The organism is Streptomyces sp. Q6 (assembly GCF_036967205.1).
In the GTDB taxonomy this organism is placed as follows: domain Bacteria; phylum Actinomycetota; class Actinomycetes; order Streptomycetales; family Streptomycetaceae; genus Streptomyces; species Streptomyces citrinus.
In genome coordinates, this window is sequence record NZ_CP146022.1 from 42,884 (window position 1) to 61,106 (window position 18,223).

General features: G+C 70.6%; 14 protein-coding genes and 1 pseudogene. 6 read left to right on the forward strand and 9 right to left on the reverse strand.

Going from position 1 to position 18,223, the window contains the following annotated elements; genetic code table 11:
• Nucleotides 1–55: 55 nt before the first annotated feature.
• Nucleotides 56–907, forward strand: coding sequence for a class I SAM-dependent methyltransferase (locus tag V2W30_RS00250; RefSeq protein WP_338692587.1), 852 nt, complete (start codon nucleotides 56–58; stop codon nucleotides 905–907).
• Nucleotides 908–1,325: 418 nt separating this feature from the next.
• On the opposite strand, the pseudogene V2W30_RS00255 reads toward V2W30_RS00250, so the two are convergent.
• Nucleotides 1,326–1,484 (reverse strand): annotated as a pseudogene (locus V2W30_RS00255) (HU family DNA-binding protein); the annotation flags it as partial.
• 135 nt (nucleotides 1,485–1,619) lie between these two features.
• Between V2W30_RS00255 and V2W30_RS00260 the strand changes: the two are divergent.
• Complete coding sequence (locus V2W30_RS00260) at nucleotides 1,620–1,853, forward strand: hypothetical protein (protein ID WP_338692588.1); 234 nt, start codon at nucleotides 1,620–1,622, stop codon at nucleotides 1,851–1,853.
• Between the two features lie 356 nt (nucleotides 1,854–2,209).
• Nucleotides 2,210–3,454 carry a cytochrome P450 gene (locus V2W30_RS00265; RefSeq protein WP_338692589.1) on the forward strand — a complete coding sequence of 415 codons (1,245 nt, stop codon included), beginning with the start codon at nucleotides 2,210–2,212 and terminating at the stop codon, nucleotides 3,452–3,454.
• A 491-nt stretch (nucleotides 3,455–3,945) separates the two neighbouring features.
• On the opposite strand, the gene V2W30_RS00270 is transcribed toward V2W30_RS00265, so the two are convergent.
• Nucleotides 3,946–4,329 carry an SUKH-4 family immunity protein gene (locus V2W30_RS00270; protein ID WP_338692591.1) on the reverse strand — a complete coding sequence of 128 codons (384 nt, stop codon included), beginning with the start codon at nucleotides 4,327–4,329 and terminating at the stop codon, nucleotides 3,946–3,948.
• Nucleotides 4,330–4,437: 108 nt separating this feature from the next.
• Nucleotides 4,438–5,706 (reverse strand): ROK family protein, encoded by a 1,269-nt coding sequence (locus V2W30_RS00275; protein WP_338692593.1) that lies wholly within the window; start codon nucleotides 5,704–5,706, stop codon nucleotides 4,438–4,440.
• 481 nt (nucleotides 5,707–6,187) lie between these two features.
• Between V2W30_RS00275 and V2W30_RS00280 the strand changes: the two genes are divergently transcribed.
• A complete protein-coding gene (locus V2W30_RS00280) occupies nucleotides 6,188–8,785 on the forward strand; it encodes a beta-glucosidase family protein (RefSeq protein WP_338692595.1) in 2,598 nt (865 codons plus the stop codon).
• Between the two features lie 189 nt (nucleotides 8,786–8,974).
• Here the strand turns inward: V2W30_RS00280 and V2W30_RS00285 are convergent, their stop codons facing one another.
• Together V2W30_RS00285 and V2W30_RS00290 are read right to left on the reverse strand one after the other, a co-directional pair.
• On the reverse strand, nucleotides 8,975–10,231 hold the full coding sequence (locus V2W30_RS00285; protein ID WP_425244650.1) for an SLC13 family permease: 1,257 nt from the start codon (nucleotides 10,229–10,231) through the stop codon (nucleotides 8,975–8,977).
• A 100-nt stretch (nucleotides 10,232–10,331) separates the two neighbouring features.
• Nucleotides 10,332–11,441 (reverse strand): PrpF domain-containing protein, encoded by a 1,110-nt coding sequence (locus V2W30_RS00290; RefSeq protein ID WP_338692598.1) that lies wholly within the window; start codon nucleotides 11,439–11,441, stop codon nucleotides 10,332–10,334.
• Between the two features lie 127 nt (nucleotides 11,442–11,568).
• Here V2W30_RS00290 and V2W30_RS00295 point away from each other — a divergent pair, with 127 nt between their 5' ends.
• A complete protein-coding gene (locus tag V2W30_RS00295; protein WP_338692600.1) occupies nucleotides 11,569–12,561 on the forward strand; it encodes a LysR family transcriptional regulator in 993 nt (330 codons plus the stop codon).
• 132 nt (nucleotides 12,562–12,693) lie between these two features.
• Nucleotides 12,694–14,325: a carboxylesterase/lipase family protein gene (locus tag V2W30_RS00300; RefSeq protein WP_338692602.1), complete on the forward strand. Its 1,632-nt coding sequence runs from the start codon at nucleotides 12,694–12,696 to the stop codon at nucleotides 14,323–14,325.
• A gap of 57 nt (nucleotides 14,326–14,382) precedes the next feature.
• Here V2W30_RS00300 and V2W30_RS00305 read toward each other — a convergent pair whose 3' ends face one another.
• The 4 genes from V2W30_RS00305 to V2W30_RS00320 all read right to left on the reverse strand — a co-directional run bounded on the left by V2W30_RS00305 (nucleotide 14,383) and on the right by V2W30_RS00320 (nucleotide 18,160).
• Nucleotides 14,383–15,354, reverse strand: coding sequence for a zinc-binding alcohol dehydrogenase family protein (locus tag V2W30_RS00305; protein WP_338692604.1), 972 nt, complete (start codon nucleotides 15,352–15,354; stop codon nucleotides 14,383–14,385).
• 66 nt (nucleotides 15,355–15,420) lie between these two features.
• Nucleotides 15,421–16,248: an ABC transporter permease gene (locus V2W30_RS00310; RefSeq protein WP_338692606.1), complete on the reverse strand. Its 828-nt coding sequence runs from the start codon at nucleotides 16,246–16,248 to the stop codon at nucleotides 15,421–15,423.
• Complete coding sequence (locus V2W30_RS00315) at nucleotides 16,245–17,150, reverse strand: ABC transporter ATP-binding protein (protein ID WP_338692607.1); 906 nt, start codon at nucleotides 17,148–17,150, stop codon at nucleotides 16,245–16,247. The genes V2W30_RS00310 and V2W30_RS00315 overlap by 4 nt, the downstream gene beginning before the upstream one ends.
• Nucleotides 17,150–18,160, reverse strand: coding sequence for an ABC transporter substrate-binding protein (locus tag V2W30_RS00320; protein WP_338692609.1), 1,011 nt, complete (start codon nucleotides 18,158–18,160; stop codon nucleotides 17,150–17,152). Before V2W30_RS00320 ends, V2W30_RS00315 begins: the two co-directional genes overlap by 1 nt.
• Nucleotides 18,161–18,223: the final 63 nt, after the last annotated feature.

Genomic DNA, 18,223 nt, shown 5'->3' on the forward strand with positions numbered 1-18,223 from the left:
ACCACCGCCCCACCAACCTGAAGATCCTTTACGGACCACCTCTTAGGCTGGCGCGATGACTGATGAGCAGGATCGAGTGCAGCCGTCGGGAGTGTGGGCCACGGCGGTGGGGGTGGCGAGGGTGCGGGCGCTGGAGACCGAGCGGGAGGACCCGCTGTTCCGCGACCCGCTGGCACAGGCTTTCGCGGCCACCGGCGGCCTGTGGCCCTCCTCGCCACCGTTGCCCGATGACGAGGCCTCGCGCCGCCGCCGGCTGGCCGTGTCGTTCTCCATCGTCATCCGGACGAAGTTCCTCGACGACCTGTTGCAGCGGGCCTCCGCGTCCGGGGTCCGACAGGTCGTACTGCTCGGCGCCGGCATGGACAGCCGAGCCTTCCGGATGGACTGGCCCGAGGGCACCCGGCTGTTCGAGATCGATACCGCCGCCCCGCTGGACTTCAAGGCGTCGGTGCTGCGCCATGAGCGGGCCGTCGCACGCTGCGAGCGGATCACCGTCGCGACGGACCTGCGGGAGAACTGGCCGGACGCGCTGGCCGCCGCGGGGCACGACCCGGCGGCGCCAACCGTGTGGATCGCCGAAGGACTGCTGATCTATCTGCCCGAGGACGCGGTGGAACTGCTGCTGGCCCGGATCAGCGCGCAGTCGACGAGCGGCAGTTGGCTGGGGCTGACGTTGGGCTCGCGCGGCGTGATCGAGCGCTTCGGCTCGGACGCCGTGCCGGGGTCGGCGGCGTCCATGTGGGTTTCGGAGATGCCCGGCGACCCGGTGGGCTGGCTGGCCGGGCACGGCTGGAAGGCCGACTGCCACACCCTGCGCGAGCGCGCTGCCGCCTATGGACGCCCGATCAGTACCCCGGCGCAACGCGAGGAACAGCCCGGCGGACTGATCGCGGCGGTCCGTCGGTAGAGCGCGTCCTCCCGATTACCCGCCGACCACGTAGGCACCTGACCGGTGCCAGTTCTCATCGAGATTCTCTGGCCCTGAGAGCATCAGGTGCTGCCCGGACTCTGTGACAAGGGTGGGCGGTCCCCCGTCGCGGACACGCGGATAGGGGACCGGCCGTTCCCCATCGCGGATCTCGCTCGGGATCTCATGCTCCGCTCTGGGTGACGGCGAACAGCCCTCGCCAACCCCGACGCCGACTTCGCATGGGCCTCGATGTCGTGCGAGTAGGACGGCACGGTCACGGTCCAGAGGTATGAGGAGAGTTGACACCTGGGGTCCGTGGTGGCACCCGTACGTGCGCGAAGCGGTCACGGCGCTCGGCTTCGATCCGTCGTGCAGTCACGCTCCTGACGGACTGATCATCGGGCGTCTCCGGGGCCTTGGCGGCTTCCGTCAGATTGGGCCCGTCCGTGACCTTCACTCTGTAGCCGGCCGGGATGGTCAGTGCCTAGCCCATGGCCGGGTTGCGGCCCTCACGCGCAGCCCGGTGGGTGCGCTCGAAGCTCAGGAAGCCGGGGATCGCGAGCTCCTCGTGACCCATGGGGCGCGGCGAGGGTCCCGCGCGGCGCGCGAGGCCCGTAGGCCAGTCCCCCGCCCCATGGCGAACCTGGCGCGCACCTGGCGCTTTCCCCTCCGGCCATGCCCCACGGACCGTCGACGCGTTGGCCCTGGCATGCACCACGACGACCACGACACGGCTCCAGCGAGCCTGACGCAGCTGACCGACGCCTACTGGCTCAGCACCCCGCCCTCACTGCACACGCACCAGCCCTGCCCTCGCTGCGCCCCCGCACCGCAGACCCAAGTCGCTGTGCCGCGCACGGTGGTGTGCAGGCACGCGCGCACGGTGATGACCGCCGTCTCCGTCCTCACGGTCGTCGGCGCCGTCCTCGCCATCGCGCGATAGGCCCAGGCGCAGCTCAGTCGCGAGGAATAGTGAGGAAGAGTCAAGACCTCTGGATTCGGCGTGGTCCGGCGGTAGCGTGGGAGTCCGCCTGGGTCCGGGAGCTCGTCCTCGAAGTCGCGGGCGGCAACGGGATCGGGGCCGCGGTTCCAGAGTGCTTCGAGTACCCGAGGTGGGTTGCGCAGTGACGTGCTCCCCGAGCGGCTGAAGGGGTCGTGACGCGGGGCCGCCGTTCCCGCCAGAATGTCCCAAGTCGACTGCCGGTAAAGTCAGTTGTGCGTGACCGACACCTAGGCCGTCGGCTCACCGTTCGGCCCATACGCGCTGCCGCCATCCCAGCCGTCCGCCTTGGAGCCCTCATGACCGAACAGCCGTCGTCGCCCCTCGTCCTGGACCCCGAAGCAGCCGACCACCACGCAGAGCACCACGCGTTACGCGACCGTGGTCCGGCCACCCGCGTGGACATCCTGGGCCTGACCGTCTGGTCGGTCACGGACCCCACCCTCCTCAAGCATCTGCTCACCAGCGCGCAGGTCTCCAAGGACGGCCGCGCGCACTGGCCCGCGTACACCGACACCGTGTCCACGTGGCCGCTGGCGCTGTGGATCGCCGTGGAGAACATGTTCACCGCGTACGGAGGCGACCACCGCAGGCTGCGCCGGATGGTCGCACCGGCCCTCAGCGCCCGCCGTATCCAGGACATGCGGCCCACGGTGGAGACGATCGTCACCACCCTCCTCGACGACCTCGCCGACGTCCCGCTCGGCCAAAGCGTGGACCTGCGCGAACACTTCGCGTACCCCTTGCCCATCGCGGTCCTGGGGCGCCTCATGGGCATCCCCGAAAGCCAGTTGCAGGGCTTCCGCTCCGTGGTGGACGGCGTCTTCGACACCACGGCCACCGCCGCGCAGGCCGCCGAGAACACGGCATTCCTCTACAAGGCCCTCGACGACCTGATCGCCACCAAACGCGCCGACCCCGCCGACGACATGACCTCCCTCCTCATCGCCGCCCGCGACGACGAGGGCGACGGCAGCGGCTTCACCGACAGCGAGCTGCGCGACACGCTCCTGCTGATGATCAGCGCCGGTTACGAGACCACGGTCAACGTCATCGACCAGGCAGTCGCCGCCCTGCTGGCCGATCCCGAGCAGCTCGACCACCTTCGCGCGGGCCGGGCGACCTGGGACGACGTCGTGGAGGAGACCCTGCGCCACGAACCCGCCGTCAAGCACCTCCCACTGCGCTACGCCCTCACGGACATTCCCCTGCCCGACGGCCGCACGATCCCCCGCGGCGACGCGATCCTCGCCTCCTACGCCGCCGCCAACCGGCACCCCGACTGGCACGGCCCCACCGCCGACCGCTTCGATGCCACCCGCCCCGTCAAGGATCACCTGGCGTTCGGCCACGGCGTCCACTTCTGCCTCGGCGCCCCCCTGGCGCGCCTGGAAGTGGCCACGGCGCTCCGCCTGCTCTTCACCCGCTTCCCCGACATCCAACTGGCCCTCGCCGCAGCCGACTTGCGCCCCCTTCCCACCCTGATCAGCAATGGCCACCAGACCCTGCCGGTACACCTGCGCCGGACCACCGTCGGAGACTGAGGCCCTGGTCACCAGCCGCCCCTCGGCCGGTGACGCCGCGGACTCCCCGATTCCCCGTGGGGCGGCCGCTTGGGTCTGCAAGGTCATGTCCCCCACTGGTGCACGGCTGCGGCGTTGAACAGCAGTTGCTGCGTCTCTTGCGGCAGGGCTTGGACCTGACGTAGGAAGCTCTGTTCGATCTGGCTCGCCAGCGGCCGGGCATCGGGTGCCCGAAACCGCCCGCCGTCTCTCAAGGGGCGGTGCGAGAAGTGAGCGGCCGGTGGCTCGACATAGTGCGGTCGGGAGACGTGAACGCCGACGTCGGGGCGGGCCACCCCGGCGTCCCAACGGAACCGACCCCAGGTTCTGGCGGGCGCCACACTCACGGACACCGAACGGACTGACGCAGTACCGCTGGAACCCCTGTTCCGCTGCGGCCGGCCGTGCCCATCGGGGCCGTGACCAGAACGCGGGGCGAGACAGCGAAAGCTCCCCGGCAGCCTGCGGGAGAGTCAGTGGTCCATCAGGGCGATGCCCCAGATGCCGGCCGCGGCGCCGACCGGGTCCAGCGTGGACTGGAGGCCCTTGACCCGTGAGGCGATCTCTCGGGTCTCGATGCTGTCGCCTGTCGCCGTGAACATGAAGGCGCCGAGCAGCCACACGGAGACCATCGCGAGGAAGTCGTGCAGACTCCGGCCCACGATCTCGGCGTGTCCGGAGTCCTCGCCGTCCTGTTCGGACAGATGAAGGACGGCGCCGGTCGGGCCGTCGATGACGATGTCGTCGCCCATCCAGTGACCGATCCTGAAGTACGGACCGCTGGGGCCGGCGTGGAGGAGTGACCCGGCAAAGCAGAAACAGTTTCTGCGGACCCTGCGAAAGCGATTCCGGAGCACGAGTTCCTAGGGAAATCCGCCGTCTATTTCACGCGCCCCGACGACAGTGGTTCCGTATTCGGGTCCGGGACGGCATGGTGACGAACACTCGATATTCCCACAAAGCACTCAGTCCGCTGAACGGACCGGTCGTTTCCTCTGCTGCGCCTGGGCAGTCCTGCCGATGGCGGACTGCCTCGGTGCCGGCCTGCGCTGAGGAGTCACCAGTGCGTCGACGTAGCGCTGGCGGGCGAGCACCGAACCGCCCACGGCGACGGCGTGCCGGGCGAGATCTCCACGCACGATACGAAGAGCCTGGAAGGCGGGGGGCGTGACCCGTCGGCGCAGGGCCGCGTGCAGCCCGCTGATCACGAAGGCGGCGCCCTGGCCGAGGTCGGCGTCGACGACGAGGGTGTCCGGGTTGAGCAGGGTGAGGAAGCCCGCGAGGGGCTCGGCGAGGGTGCGACCGATGTCGATGAGGTAGCGCTGAGCCCGCGCATCGTGCCCCGCTCGGCCCAGCACGTCATGGATGCCCATGGCCTCGTCGAAGAAGGCCGTCAGATCGCCCGGGTGGTCGAGGTGGCCGCGAGGTGTGGTGGCGAGGCAGCCGCGGCTGCCGCACACGCACAGGGCGCCGTCCTCCCTGACACTGACATGGGCCAGTTCGCCGGCGACTCCTCCGGCGCCGCTGTAGAGGCGGCCGTTGATCACGATTCCGGCGCCGTAGCCGCCGAGCACTCTGAGACAAACGGCCGCTCGGGCGCCTCGGGCAGCCCCGTGCTCGGCTTCGCCGAGTGCCGCGAGGTTGGCGTCGTTGGCCACCTGAAGGGGCGTCATGAATGCTGCTTCGAGGGCAGGTACGGGGTCGGCGCGGATCCAGGCCGGGAGAGGCGCTGCGTGCGAAGGGTCGCCAGGCCCGTGCGGCCGGGCGTGCCGGAGCCCCCGGCCGTCGCTGAGCACCGGCATCCCCAGTGCGACGACCGTCGAGTCGGGCGGCGTCGCGGACATGCGCCTGATGTTCTCGGCGATGCCCGTGACGACCGCGGCCATCGAGCGTTCGGCTCGGGCCGGCAGGTCGGCCCGGCCCAGTACACGCCCGTCATAGCTCACCAGGGTCGTCGTCTGCGTGTGATGGCCGAACTCGACCACTGCGACCGTGCGGTTGGCGAGTGCGATGTGCAGTACGGTGGCGGGCCGGCCGGCGCCCGTGCGGGGGCGCGTGTCCTCGTCCTCGGCCAGCAGCCCGCGCTCGAGCAGACCGCTGACGGCGGCCGTGAGAGTGGTGCGGGGCAGCCCCGTCACCAGCGAGAGCTGTCGCCTGCTCGCTCTGCCGAGTGACTGCAGGGCGAGAAGAACGCTTTGCTCACCCGGGCGCAGTGCGGCCGTTCCGCGATTCATTGCCACATCGTAGATCCGTTGATCGGGCGGCGAGTTGCCCGGCCGCGATGTCGAGGACCCGATGCCGCCGACGACGGGGTGGACGCCCCCGCCGACCGGCGCGGCACCCGATGACGGAGCGGCGCGCGGGCACGGGAGCCGTCGCGAGATGAAAGTAGAGCGGCCGGACGCCGGCCGTCAATGTTCCATACATTGAAGGGATTAGGCCCGATCCCGGCCGAATTCAAGAAGGAACAGCGAACCTCCCCCACCGACTCCGTGAACTGCCTCTTTCTCGCCGGTAGTTGCGTTCACCTCTTTTGTTCTTGTCGGGAGCGTTGACGTGCCGGAAACCTGGCGCCTACCGTCCTCCCGCCAATGACGTTCGATTGATTGGCAGAGAAAATCTCTCGAGAACACGGGGAATCGGTAATGACCGCATGCGTGCGCGCATAGGCCGAGCCGTTTCGCCCTGTGCTCCCCAACACTGCCGAGGTGTCGCATGAGATCGAGGATTTCGCGCAGGAGTTTCGTCACGGCGGCGGTCGCGACCGCGGCCGCCGCCACGGGTGTGGCCGCCGGGGCCGGCCCCGCCGCGGCGCGGAGCGGCGTGGCCCGGGTGACCGGGAACAGCAGGGTCGACCATCTGCTCGCCCGGATGACGCTCGACGAGAAACTGTCCATGATCGAGGGGCAGCCGGAGGCTGCCGCGACCACCGAGTACGAGGCCGGGTACCTCGCCGGTGTGCCCCGGCTCGGCATCCCGCCCTTGCGGCTGAGCGACGGTCCGCCCGGAGTCATCACCCGCCGGGACTCCACCGGCATGACGTCCACCATGGCCCTGGCAGCCACCTTCAGCGTCGCGGACGCCGAGGAGAACGGCGAGGTCATCGGACGCGACGCGAGATCGCTGGGACAGGATCTCGTCCTGGAACCCTTCGTCAATCTGGACCGTGACACCAGTTGGAGCCGGGGCTTCAACACCTACGGCGAGGATCCCCTGTTGACCGCCCGGACCGGTGCGGCGGTCATCACCGGCATCCAGAGCCAGGGCACCATGGCGCAGGTCAAGCATTACATCGCGTACGACGGCGGCAACAACGTGGTGGTGGACTCACAGACCCTGCACGAGGTGTACCTCCAGCCGTTCGACGCCGCGGTCAAGGCCGGGGTCACCTCGGTGATGTCGTCGTACAACAAGGTCAACGGCGAGTACGCCAGCCAGAACACGTACATGCTCACCACCGTGCTGCGTGAGGAACTCGGGTTCAAGGGGTTCGTGACCTCGGACTGGGGCGCCAACCACAGCACCACGTCCATCAACGCGGGCCTGGACCTGGAGATGCCGGGCGGTGGCGGCCCGAGTGGCACCTCGATCCCCACCTATTTCTCCAAGGAGAAGATGAAGGCGGCTCTCGCGGACGGGACGGTGACGGAGGCGACCGTCACCCGCGCCGTGGGACGCATCCTGTACCAGATGGACCGTTTCGGTCTGCTGACCGGCGCTTCCAAGCACACCGTCACTCCTCTGAAGACCGCCCGGAACCAGGAGGTCCTGCTCCGGACCGCACAGCGGTCGGCGACACTGCTCAAGAACAAGAACGGCGCTCTGCCGCTGACCGCCTCCGATGTGGCCTCGCTCGCCCTCATCGGCCCCGGTGCCGGACAGACCATCGCCACCAACAGTGGCGGAGAGGCGGCCGGAGGCCTGTTGAGCGAGCAGACGAGTGCCCTGGACACCTTGCGCGCCCGCGCCAAGAACGCCCGGATCACCTACGCGGTCGGCGACGACCTCACCGGCACCCCCGTGCCGGCCTCCGCGCTCAGCCACGACGGCACGGCGGGCCTGGTGCGCACCACCGACGGCGCCACCCGTACCGACAGCGTTCTCGACTTCACCACCGCGGGCGGCAACGCCCTGCCCGTCGGCACCGCCGCCACGTGGACGGGCACGCTGACCGTCCCCACGGAGGGCGACTACTGGCTCAACATCCAGGCCCTCGGCGCCACCGGCAAGCTCGTCGTCGACGGTACGACGCTCACCACGGTCGGCGCCGGATTCGGCGCCGCGCCCCGCTATGGCGTCGTGCACGCCACCGACGGCAACGCGCCCACCGCGACCACGGACGGTCTCGCCAACGGCCGTACGAAGGTGCACCTGAAGGCCGGGGCGCACACGCTGTCCGTCACCGCCGCCCCCGACGTCTCCGGGGCTCCCGTCCAGATACGGCTCAACTGGGTCACCCCGACGCAGGTCAGGGCGAACCACGACGCCGCCGTCGCCGCCGCGAGGGAGGCGAGAACGGCCGTGGTCTTCGTGTGGAACACCGGGTCCGGGGATCTGTCGGCCGCGCTCCCGGACGACCAGGACCAGCTCGTCGCCGACATCGCCGCCGTCAACGAGAACACCATCGTGGTGCTACAGACCAACCAGCCGATAGCGCTGCCCTGGCTGGACGACGTGAAAGCGGTCCTGGACACCTACTTCGGCGGTGACCAGGCCGGTGTCGCGGCCGCGGACATCCTGCTCGGCACGGTCAACCCCAGCGGCCGACTCCCCTTCACCTGGCCCAAGGACCTCTCCCAGGAGGTCGCCCACGACCCCGCCCACCCGGAGCGGTCCAGCAAGGGGGTCGACGGGGTGACCACCTACTCCGAAGGCGTCAACATCGGCTATCGCCACTTCGACGCCACCGGGCAGACGCCGCTCTTCCCCTTCGGGTACGGCCTGTCGTACACCACGTTCCGCCACGACGAACTGCGGGTCACAGGCGCCCGGGACGGCGGCCTGGACGTCACCGTCACGGTCACCAACACGGGCAGAACCGAGGGGACCGACGTGGTGCAGGCGTATCTCGGCCGCCCCCGACAGGCACCCACCGGCGTCCAGTTCGCCCCCAAGGCACTGGCCGCGTACGAGCGGGTCACCGTGAAGCCAGGGCGGAGCCGCCGGGTCACCCTGCGCATCGCGCCGCGTCAGCTCCGGTACTGGAGCGACAAGACCGGCTGGACCCTCGCCACCGGCCGTCGCGACGTGCTGGTCGGCTCTTCCGCCCGCGACATCGCGTTCAGGCGCGAGGTGAACATCACCGGACGTTGACCGGGCCGGACGGCTGACGGCGGTCGGCACGCGAGGCGCCGCCCGCCGTCGGGAGGGTCACAGCACGATGACGCGAGGGCGGCTCCGGCGGCGATCCCGGCGAAGGTCCACCGCTGGTTGTCCTTGTGGCGCCACGGCCGTTGCAGGACAGGGGTGTTGCCCGCGGTGGCCCCGCCCCTCATGCCGGCGTCAGGACCAGGGCAGGACCAGGGCGCCCCAGGCCAGCACGGGCCCCGCGGCGACGATGCCGCAGGTGTAGCCGAGGACTTGGCGGTAGAAGCCGCGCCGCTCCACTCCCCGCGCGTTGCTCAGCACCAGCGCCCCGTTGGTGGAGAACGGTGAGACGTCGACGATCGTGGTGGAGACGGCGAGCGCGGCTATCAGGCCGGTCGAGCTGAGGTGGCTGGACAGCAGCAGCGGAACGGCGATCGGGATGATCGCGGTGAGGATCGCCGTCGAGGAGGCGAAGGCGGAGGTGACGGCGACCGTGAAGCAGAGGAGCAGGGCGACGACGAGCGGGGTCCCGAAGTCGGCCGCGTGCACGGAGATCTTCTCGATGATCCCGGCGTGCTCCAGCATCGCGATGTAGGTCATCATGCCGCCGACGAGGAGCAGGGTGTGCCAGCTGATGCCGTCCACCGCCTTCTCCTGGCGCTTCATGTCGAGGAGCGCGAGAAGCGCTCCGGCGGCCAGGGCGAGGACACCGATCTGCATCCGGAAGCCGAGAGCACACACCACCAGGGCCGCGAGCGCGGCGAGCGTGGCCCACTGGTGCCAGGTGGACCGCTGCCCGTCCGTGGCGCCGTCGGCCGTCTCCCGCCGAGGCCGCGCGGTCGGGTCCGCCGTCATCGTGCGGCGCCGCAGGGCGGCGAAGGTCAGCAGGGACAGCAGGAGATTGACGGCGAAGCTGGCGAGGAAGAGGGTCGCGGGCGCGACGGAGAGATCCGTGTCGTCGACCATGCCGAGCACCAGCGCCCCCGAGACGGCCATGGGCGAGAAGGCCCCCGCGTGGGCGCCGCTGATCACCATCATTCCGGCCATGAGCGGGTTGATGTCGTAGCGGAAGGCGAAGTTCATCGCGATGGGCACCAGGATCGCCACGGCGGCGGGGGTGAAGGTGCCCAGCGACGTCAGCACACCGGCGAGCAGGAACAGCACCCACGGGATCAGTGAGGTGCGTCCCCGGACCAGACGGACTCCGGCGGCGACCAGGAGATCGACCGTGCCGTTGCGGCGGGCCACGGCGAACAGATACGTGACGCCGACGATGGTGAGGAAGAGCTCCACGGGGAAGCCCGCGAAGATCTGGTCCTCCGTCATGTTCAGTGCGGTCGTTCCGATCGCGAACGAAGCGACGAAGGCCAGGATGCCGATGTTGATCGGCAGGACGGTGCCGACGACGAACATGACGAGCAGCGCGCCGACGGAGACCAGCTCAGGAGACATCATTGTCCTCTTTGTCCTGCGGGGGTTGGTCTGCGGGGTTGTCCTACGGGGTTTGTCCTGCGGGGTTTGTCCAGCCGGGCAGGGCGGGGCAGGGCAGGGGTCAGGCTGCGACCGGCAGGGCGGGATCGCGTACGAGGATGCGGGCCTCGCACAGCACACGCGCCGCCCGGGCGACGGTGACCCGGTCCGGCCCACTGCCCGTGGACTCCACGGCCAGGACGCCCGCCGGGGTTCCGATCCGCAGAACCGTGCGCCCGGCGGCGGTGGACGCCGCGGCCACCACGGTGCCCGCGGTGAGGTTGGCGGCGGCGACGGCGACCGCGGAGGTGAGGCCGATGGCCGGGTGCGGGGAGTTCATCGACAGCATCCGTACGGATACGTCGTACTCGTGCGCGGCGACGTGCTCGCCGAGCGTGGTGGTGTAGGCGACGGGCGGGCCGACGAGGCCGACCTTGGGCACGGCGTCACCGGGCACGGCTCCGGGCTCGGTCAGGCCCATGCGGACCGCGGCGGCGTGGCGGGCCGCGCGCAGCCAGGGCACCTGGGCGCGCATCCGCTCCAGTGTCTCGGCCCCGGTCCGCTCGGCCCTGAGCGCGTCCACGAGGACCACCGGAGCGCCGGCGTCCACCATGCTCACGGCCAACGACCGCTCGCCGACGGGCAGTTCGTCGAGCGGCGAGCCGGTCGGCAGGAGGTGGCCCGTCGTGGCGCCCGCGGGGTCACGGAAGGCGAGCCCGACCGGTACGCCCCCGGCCAGCGTGCCCGGGACCGTACGGTCGCCGAACTCCTGGACCCGGCCGCCCGGGGTGTCCACCTCGGCCTCGAGGACGGCGCCCGTGTTGATGTTGCGCATGACCACGGAGGTGCGGTCGCCGTTGAGGGGCACCAGGCCCTCGGTCACGGCGTACAGGGCGATGGCGGTCGCGCAGTTGCCGCAGTTGCTGCCCCATTCGACCGTGCCGGTGCCGATGCCGACCTGGGCGAAGAGGTAGTCGACGTCGACGCCGTCGTGGGCGCTCGCGCCGACCACGGCCGCCTTGGACGTGGTCGGCGTGGCACCACCGACGCCGTCGAGCTGAACGGGATCCGCCGCGCCGTAGGCATCGACGAGAACGCGCTCGATCCGGTCGCGTTCGATGGGCATGTGCACCTGCGGGAAGAGCCAGCACTTGCTGGTCCCACCGCGCACCAGGGTTGCGGGAACGTGCATGTCAGAGCGTCTTTCTCTTCGCGCAGCGCGTGCGGGGCCGCTGCGTTGCGCTGACTCTCGCAGAGCTCTCGGCTTGAGCACAATGTCTCATTCCTTGATGAGGGTTTAGCTGCTCTAAAGTCGTCTCATGCTCCATGTACGTCGACTCCTGTTGCTCGCCGAGGTCGCCGAGCGCGGCTCGCTCACGGCCGCCGCCGAGGCACTGTCCATGACCACGTCCGCCGCTTCCCAGCAGATGTCCCTGCTGGAGCGGGAGGCCGGGCAACCCTTGATCGAAAGGCTGCCGCGCGGGGTGCGCACGACCGCGGCGGGCGCCGCCCTCGCCGAGCGGGGGCGTGCCATCCGCCGCGAACTCCAGGCGGCGGAAGCCGACTTGGAGGCGTTCGGCCATCTGCACCGGGGGGTGGTGACCCTCGGCTCCTTCCCCACCGCCAGCGCCTCCCTGCTCCCGCTGGCCCTGACCCGGTTCCGCCGGGCCCACCCGCAGGTACGCACGGTCGTACGGGCCGGGGTACTGGCCGAACTGCGGGAGATGCTGCACACCGGCGAGGTGGAGCTGTCACTGCTGTGGGACTACGACTGGAACCGGGTCGATGACCACCAGTTGGTCCTCACGCCCCTCCTGGAGGACCCCACGGTTCTGGTCGTACCGGCGGGCTCTCCGCTGGTCGACTCCGAGCACGTACGGCTGTCCGACCTCGCGGACCAGGAGTGGATCATCCGCGCCGAGAACCACCCGGTCGCGGACGTGCTCCGGCGCGCCTGCCGTCAGGCGGGCTTCGAGCCACGCATCGCGTACGCCTCCCACGACTACCAGGAGGCGCAGGCCATGGTCGCCGCCGGCCTCGGCCTGGCACTCGCGCCCCGGCTGGCGCTGACCAACCGGCGCAGTGACGTACGCCTTCTCTCCCTCGCCCCCGACGCGCGCGACAGCCACGACGACCCCGCCGAGCTGTCCGACACCGCGCCGCCGGTCCGTCGCGTCCTCCTGGCCACGCCGGCCCGGCGCGCCACCACGCCCGCGGCCCAGGCGATGGCCCGCGTACTGCACGCCGTCGCGCGCGGCTTCACCGATCCCGGTCTCGACCGCCCCCAGCTGGGCGCCGTACGCAAGCGTTGATCACCTCAACCAGGTTGCGGGAAAGGGCTGTTGCACACGCACGGGTCCGAGGAACGGAACGCGGACGTCGCACGCCTGCCACCCGGGGCAGAGCATGACTCCCTCCATCGCTCCCACCTCTCAGGAGGCCCCATGCGATCCACTGTCCGACAAAGACTCGCCTGTCTGGCGAGCCTCCTCTTCCTGCTGACCCTCGTATCGGCCGTGCCGTCGTCGGCCGCCCCCAGGCCCTTGACGGTCTCCACCGACAAGGGCCTGGTCGCGGGAGCCTCGGCCGACGACGTCGACCGCTTCTCCGGCATCCCGTACGCGGCTCCGCCCGTCGGCACCCGACGCTGGCAGCCGCCGGCACCCGCCGCAGCGTGGCCGGTCACCCGGCCGGCCACCTCCCCCGGGCCTCGCTGTCCGCAGAACGGCGCCGGCACGGGCCCGGGAATGAGCGAGGACTGCCTGTACCTGAACGTCTACACGCCCGCCGACCGGACCGACAGGCCGCTGCCGGTGATGTTCTGGATCCACGGCGGCGGCTTCTCCACCGGTTCCGGGGACACGCAGGACGGCTCACTGATCGCCAGGACCAACAACGTCGTGGTCGTCACGATCAACTACCGCCTCGGTGTGTTCGGCTTCCTCGACCTGCCCGGCCTGAGCAAGCAGGGCGCGGGCAACTACGGTCTGCTCGACCAGGAGGCGGCGCTGCGCTGGACCCGGCGCAACATCGGCGCGTTCGGCGGGGACGCGAACCGGGTCACCGTCGCCGGGGAGTCGGCCGGCGGCCATTCGGTCTGCGCGCTCCTCGCATCACCCCCGGCACGCGGGCTCTTCTCGGGCGCGATCATCCAGAGCGGTGGCTGCCCGAGCTACTCGGTCGAGCAGGCCGTCGCCCGCGGGGAGAAGTACGCGACGGCCGCCGGCTGCTCCGCCGCCTCGGCCGACCTGGCCTGCTTGCGGGCCAAGCCCACCAGTGCGTTGCAGGCCGCGGCGAAGGACTTCATCGGCGGCATCGTGAGCGGTCCGCTGCCCACGTCCGGGGTTCCCGAACTGCCCGTCCCTCCGCTGGAGGCCGTACGCACCGGACGGACCGCGAACGTCCCCCTCCTCATCGGCCACACGCGTGACGAGGTACGCAGCTGGGCGCGGCCGTTCGCGAACGCGACGAAGGACCAGTACGAGAAGGCGGTCCGCATCGAGTTCGGGGACGAGGCCGACGCCGTCCTCGCGCACTATCCGTTCAGCGCTTACGGCGACTCCTACACCGGGGCGTACGCCTTCGGCGCGCTGTGGGGCGACAGCAGCACCTTCTTCGGTCTCGGGGGCTGCCAGTACCAGAACCTGACGGCCCGGTACGCGAAGCGCCAACCGCGCACGTTCTACTACGAGTTCAACGACCCGCATCCGCCCACCGGCCGGCCCTCGACCGGCTTCGACGCGGGCGCCTCGCATGCCAGCGAGATGCCGTACCTGTTGCCCTCGGCGACCTCGGCGCTGCTGTCGCCCGAGCAGCAGCGGCTGTCGGGCGAGATGGTGCGCTACTGGGGTTCGTTCGTGAAGCACGGGAACCCCGCCGCCCCAGGGCTCGCCGCGTGGCCCGCGTACCGGGCCGGGACGTTCATGTCCCTGCTGCCGGGCGGTGAGAGCCGGGCGCTGAGGACCGGCGTGTACGAGGCGCGCCGCCAGTGCGCCTTCTGGAACTCGATCGACTACGACTGGCTTCCTGTGAATCCGGACCAACTCGCCGCGCAGGCGGGCGTTTCGCAGTCCTGACCCGGCGGGCGTGAAGGGCCCCCTCCTGCCGGAGGGGGCCCTTTGTGTATCCGTCGCTCAGTTGCCGCTGCGCTCCATGTCGAGCACGATCTTGCCCACCGCCTGCCCCGTGCGCAGCCGCTCCACGGCCTCACCGAGCGCGTCCATCCGGTAGCTCTCGTACGGGAGCGACAGGGCGCCGGAGGACAGGTCGGGCAGCAGGCGCAGCACCTCGGGGGCGACCTCCGGGCTGCGGGAGATCATGTTGACCGGGAGGAGCGAGACGTCGGCGAGGAAGAAGTCCGCGAGGTCGAGGGTGAGTTCGCGGCCGGCCGTGTAGCCGAGGAGCGCGGCCCGGCCGCGCGGGCGGACCAGGGTGAGGGCGTCCCGCAGGATCTGGCCGCCGACCGTGTCGATCAGTACGTCGGCCTTGCCGCCGATCGCTTCCACGGAGAGGTCGGAGGCGAGCAGCGCCTTGGCGGCGTCGGGCACGTGCGGGAGCTTCGCCGGGCGGCCGACCGCGCCGATGACCTCCGCGCCGGCGCGCGCCGCGAGCTGCACGGCCATGGCGCCGACCGCTCCGGACGCGCCGGTGACCAGGACCCGCTCCCCCGGCCGCACCTGGGCGATCGCGTGGACGGTCGCCCAGGCGGTGCCGACCGGGGAGAAGTAGATGCAGGCCAGGGCGGGGTCGGTGCCGTCGGGCATGAGCTCCGCGGCGGTGTCCGGGACGAGCACGTGCTCGGCCCAGGCGCCGTCGCGGCTGAGGCCGAGGCCTTCGCCGCGCAGCCGGACCAGGGCACCCTCGGGGTGGGTGTCCGAGGCGACCACGTAGCCGCTGCCCTGGGTGCCGGGGATGAACGGGAGCTCGGGCAGGATGCCGAACTGGCCGTCGAGGATGTTCAGGTCCAGATGGGCGGCGGTGGCGGCCGCCACCCGGACGAGGGTGTGCCCGGGGCGCGGCTCGGGCACGGCCCGCTCCCCGAGACGCGGCAGCGTGCCGAACTTCTCCAGGAAGAGGGCGCGCGAGGTGGACGAGTTGGTGCTCACGTGCTGTGATCTCCGTTCTTCCCCCGTTGGACAGTGCGCCGACCCCCGTTGATCATTGCGGTCCGTTTACACCTTAGCTCCGTACTTGTGCAGTACACGCATCGCGATCAGGCGGAGGATCCGGTCGTAGACCAGGCCCAGGATCCCGAGGGTGATGATGCCGACGAAGACCCAGTCGATGCGGCCGTAGTTGCGGGAGGTCCAGATCAGGGAGCCGAGGCCCACCTGGGCGGCGACGATCTCGGCGGAGACGATCGTCAGGAAGCTGTTCCCCATGGCGAGGCGAGCGCCCGTGAGGATGTACGGGACGGTGGAGGGCAGCACGACGCGCTGGAGGATCTGCCGGCGGCTCGCTCCGAGGCTGGCCGCCGCCCGAAGCTTGGACTCGTTGACGGCCATGACGCCCGCGCTGGTGTTGAGCGTGACGATGAAGACGGCCGTGTAGAAGATCAGGACCACCTTCGAACTCTCACCGATGCCCAGCCACACCACCGCCAGGGTCACGAAGGCGACCGGCGGGATGAAGCGGAAGAACTCGGTGTACGGCTCCAGGAGCAGGCGGACGATCCTGATCTGCCCGATGAGCAGGCCGACCGGGGCGCCCACCAGGACGCCCAGGCCCCAGCCGATCAGAATGCGGCGGCTGGAGGCGACGACCGAGTTGCCCAGCGTGCCGTCGGACGCCAGTTCACGGGCGGCCGACAGGGTCTCACTCGGGGAGGCGACCAAGGACGGCCCGTACTTCATGGCCAGGAGTTGCCAGGCGCCCAGGCCGACGAGGACGGCGAAGACGTAGAGGCCGATGGTACGCAGCGCTTGTCCGCCGCCTTTGCCTCGGGTGCGGCGCGGGCGGGCGCGGGTTGGGGTCGGGGCCTCGGTCGTGGTGATCGTCATGCTCCCTTCGCCTCTCGGTCGGCCCGGTCGTCGAGTCCTTGATCGCGCATGGCCTTGCGCACCTCTTCTCCGATGTCCTCGCGCAGCCGGCTGCGCAGGCGCAGGGCGGCCGGGTCGGACTCGTCGCGGGGGCGCGGCAGGTCGACCGTGTACAGGGACTTGATCGACGCGGCGGGGCCCGCCGTCATCACGGCGATCCGGTCGGCGAGCAGGATCGCCTCGTCGATGTCGTGCGTGACGAAGACGACGGTGCAACCGGACGCGCTCCAGATGCGGGCCGTCTCCTGCTGGAGCACCTGCCGGGTCTGCGCGTCGAGCGCGCCGAAGGGCTCGTCCATGAGGACGACGCCCGGTTCGTTGGCCAGGACCCGGGCGATCTGGACGCGCTGGCGCATGCCGCCGCTGAGCCGGCCGGGGTAGCGGTCCGCGCAGTGCCGCAGGCCGACCAGGCCGAGGAACTCGTCGGCCACCCGGTTCTGCTCGGCGCGGGAACGGCCGCGCATACGGGGTCCGAAGGTGACGTTCTGCTGCACCGTCATCCAGTCGAAGAGGGCCTCACTGCTCTGGAAGACCATGCCGAGTTCGGGGCCGGGGCCGCGGACGGCGACGCCGTCCGCGGTGAGGGACCCTTCGCTGACCTGGATGAATCCCGCCATCGCCGACAGCAGCGTGGACTTGCCGCAGCCGCTCGGTCCGAGGAGACAGAGGAACTCCCCGGCCGGGATGTCCAGGTCGATGCCCTGGACGGCCCGGAACTCACCGAACGAGATGCCCGCGCCTTCGACGCGCAGGGCGGCGCCCCGTCCGGCCGTCGCCCGCACCGGGGTACGGGATGCCTTCACGGTGACCGCCGCCGCGGCCCCCTCCCCCACTGCCGTCTCTTTCTCGATCCCCTTGGTCATCAGGACCCCTTCGTGTTCTCGGGCAGCCAGCCGCGCTGGACGGTGCGGGACACGTCGGGGCGCGCCTTGACCTTGCCGGTGCTCAGGTAGAAGTCGGCTGTGTCGTCGTAGCCCTTCAGGTCCTTGTCGGTGAAGTCGCGGACGCCGAAGTCGATGTCCTTCACCGCCTTCATCGTCTGGTCGGTGGGGATCTTCGCTGCGTCCTTGGTGGCCTGCGCCGCGGACCGCGGATCGCTCTCGGTCTTCTCGGCCGCTTCTTCGAGGGCCGCGGCCACCTTGACGGCGGTGCTCTTGTGGTCCTTGAGCCAGGGCGAGGTCGAGAGGAGCCAGTGCTGGTAGCTGAATCCGTAGTCGCCCGTGGACTCCAGGATCCGCTCGCCGAGTGCCTTCCCCTTGGACGGCCACGGCTCCCACAGGACGTACGCGTCCACGTCGCCCTTGTCGGTGAGGGCCGGGATCTCGGCCGGGTCGGCCACGACGAGCTCGACCGCGTCGGGCTTGATGCCCTTCGACTCGAGGAACCGCGTGGTCGCCAGCTCGGACAGGCCAGGGACCACGGCCATCTTCCGGATCTTGTCGGGGGACTTCACCCCGGCCCTCACGACGACTTTGAGGTAGCGACCGGACTGCTCGTACACGAGGAGCGACCGCAGGTCCGGGTTCTGTGCGAGCAGGCCGATGGTGGTGACGTCGGAGTTCCCCGCCATCTGGACCTGTCCGGCGTTGAGCGCGTCGACGCCTTCCCCGCCCTTGGCGAACTGCACGAGGTCGACGTCGACCCCGTGTTTGGCCCACAGCCCCTCGGCGTCGGCCACGAAGAACGGCGCGTACCCGGCGTCGACACCGACGGCGATCCGGATGTGGGGATCATCCGCCCCGCCGCCGGAGCCGGCCCCGGAGTCGGTGGTGCCCGCCCCGCAGGCGGTCACCGAAGTCAGTGCGGTGGTGCAGAGGAAGGTGCCGGCGATGCGACGGATCGAGCGGGATGTCGGGCGGGACGCTGTGTGCATGGTCACCTCGGAAAGGGGCGCTTTTCGGCGGGAGATCGGGGTGCGGGGCCGCGAGTCGGCGAA

Bases quoted from the DNA above. Each gene is read 5' to 3' on its own strand.
- V2W30_RS00275 (WP_338692593.1), bottom strand. From the start codon at position 5,706: ATGAATCGCGGAACGGCCGCACTGCGCCCGGGTGAGCAAAGCGTTCTT.
- V2W30_RS00260 (WP_338692588.1), top strand. From the start codon at position 1,620: ATGCACCACGACGACCACGACACGGCTCCAGCGAGCCTGACGCAGCTG.
- V2W30_RS00265 (WP_338692589.1), top strand. From the start codon at position 2,210: ATGACCGAACAGCCGTCGTCGCCCCTCGTCCTGGACCCCGAAGCAGCC.
- V2W30_RS00310 (WP_338692606.1), bottom strand. From the start codon at position 16,248: ATGACGATCACCACGACCGAGGCCCCGACCCCAACCCGCGCCCGCCCG.
- V2W30_RS00290 (WP_338692598.1), bottom strand. From the start codon at position 11,441: ATGCACGTTCCCGCAACCCTGGTGCGCGGTGGGACCAGCAAGTGCTGG.
- V2W30_RS00250 (WP_338692587.1), top strand. From the start codon at position 56: ATGACTGATGAGCAGGATCGAGTGCAGCCGTCGGGAGTGTGGGCCACG.
- V2W30_RS00285 (WP_425244650.1), bottom strand. From the start codon at position 10,231: ATGTCTCCTGAGCTGGTCTCCGTCGGCGCGCTGCTCGTCATGTTCGTC.
- V2W30_RS00300 (WP_338692602.1), top strand. From the start codon at position 12,694: ATGCGATCCACTGTCCGACAAAGACTCGCCTGTCTGGCGAGCCTCCTC.
- V2W30_RS00280 (WP_338692595.1), top strand. From the start codon at position 6,188: ATGAGATCGAGGATTTCGCGCAGGAGTTTCGTCACGGCGGCGGTCGCG.
- V2W30_RS00320 (WP_338692609.1), bottom strand. From the start codon at position 18,160: ATGCACACAGCGTCCCGCCCGACATCCCGCTCGATCCGTCGCATCGCC.
- V2W30_RS00315 (WP_338692607.1), bottom strand. From the start codon at position 17,150: ATGACCAAGGGGATCGAGAAAGAGACGGCAGTGGGGGAGGGGGCCGCG.
- V2W30_RS00295 (WP_338692600.1), top strand. From the start codon at position 11,569: ATGCTCCATGTACGTCGACTCCTGTTGCTCGCCGAGGTCGCCGAGCGC.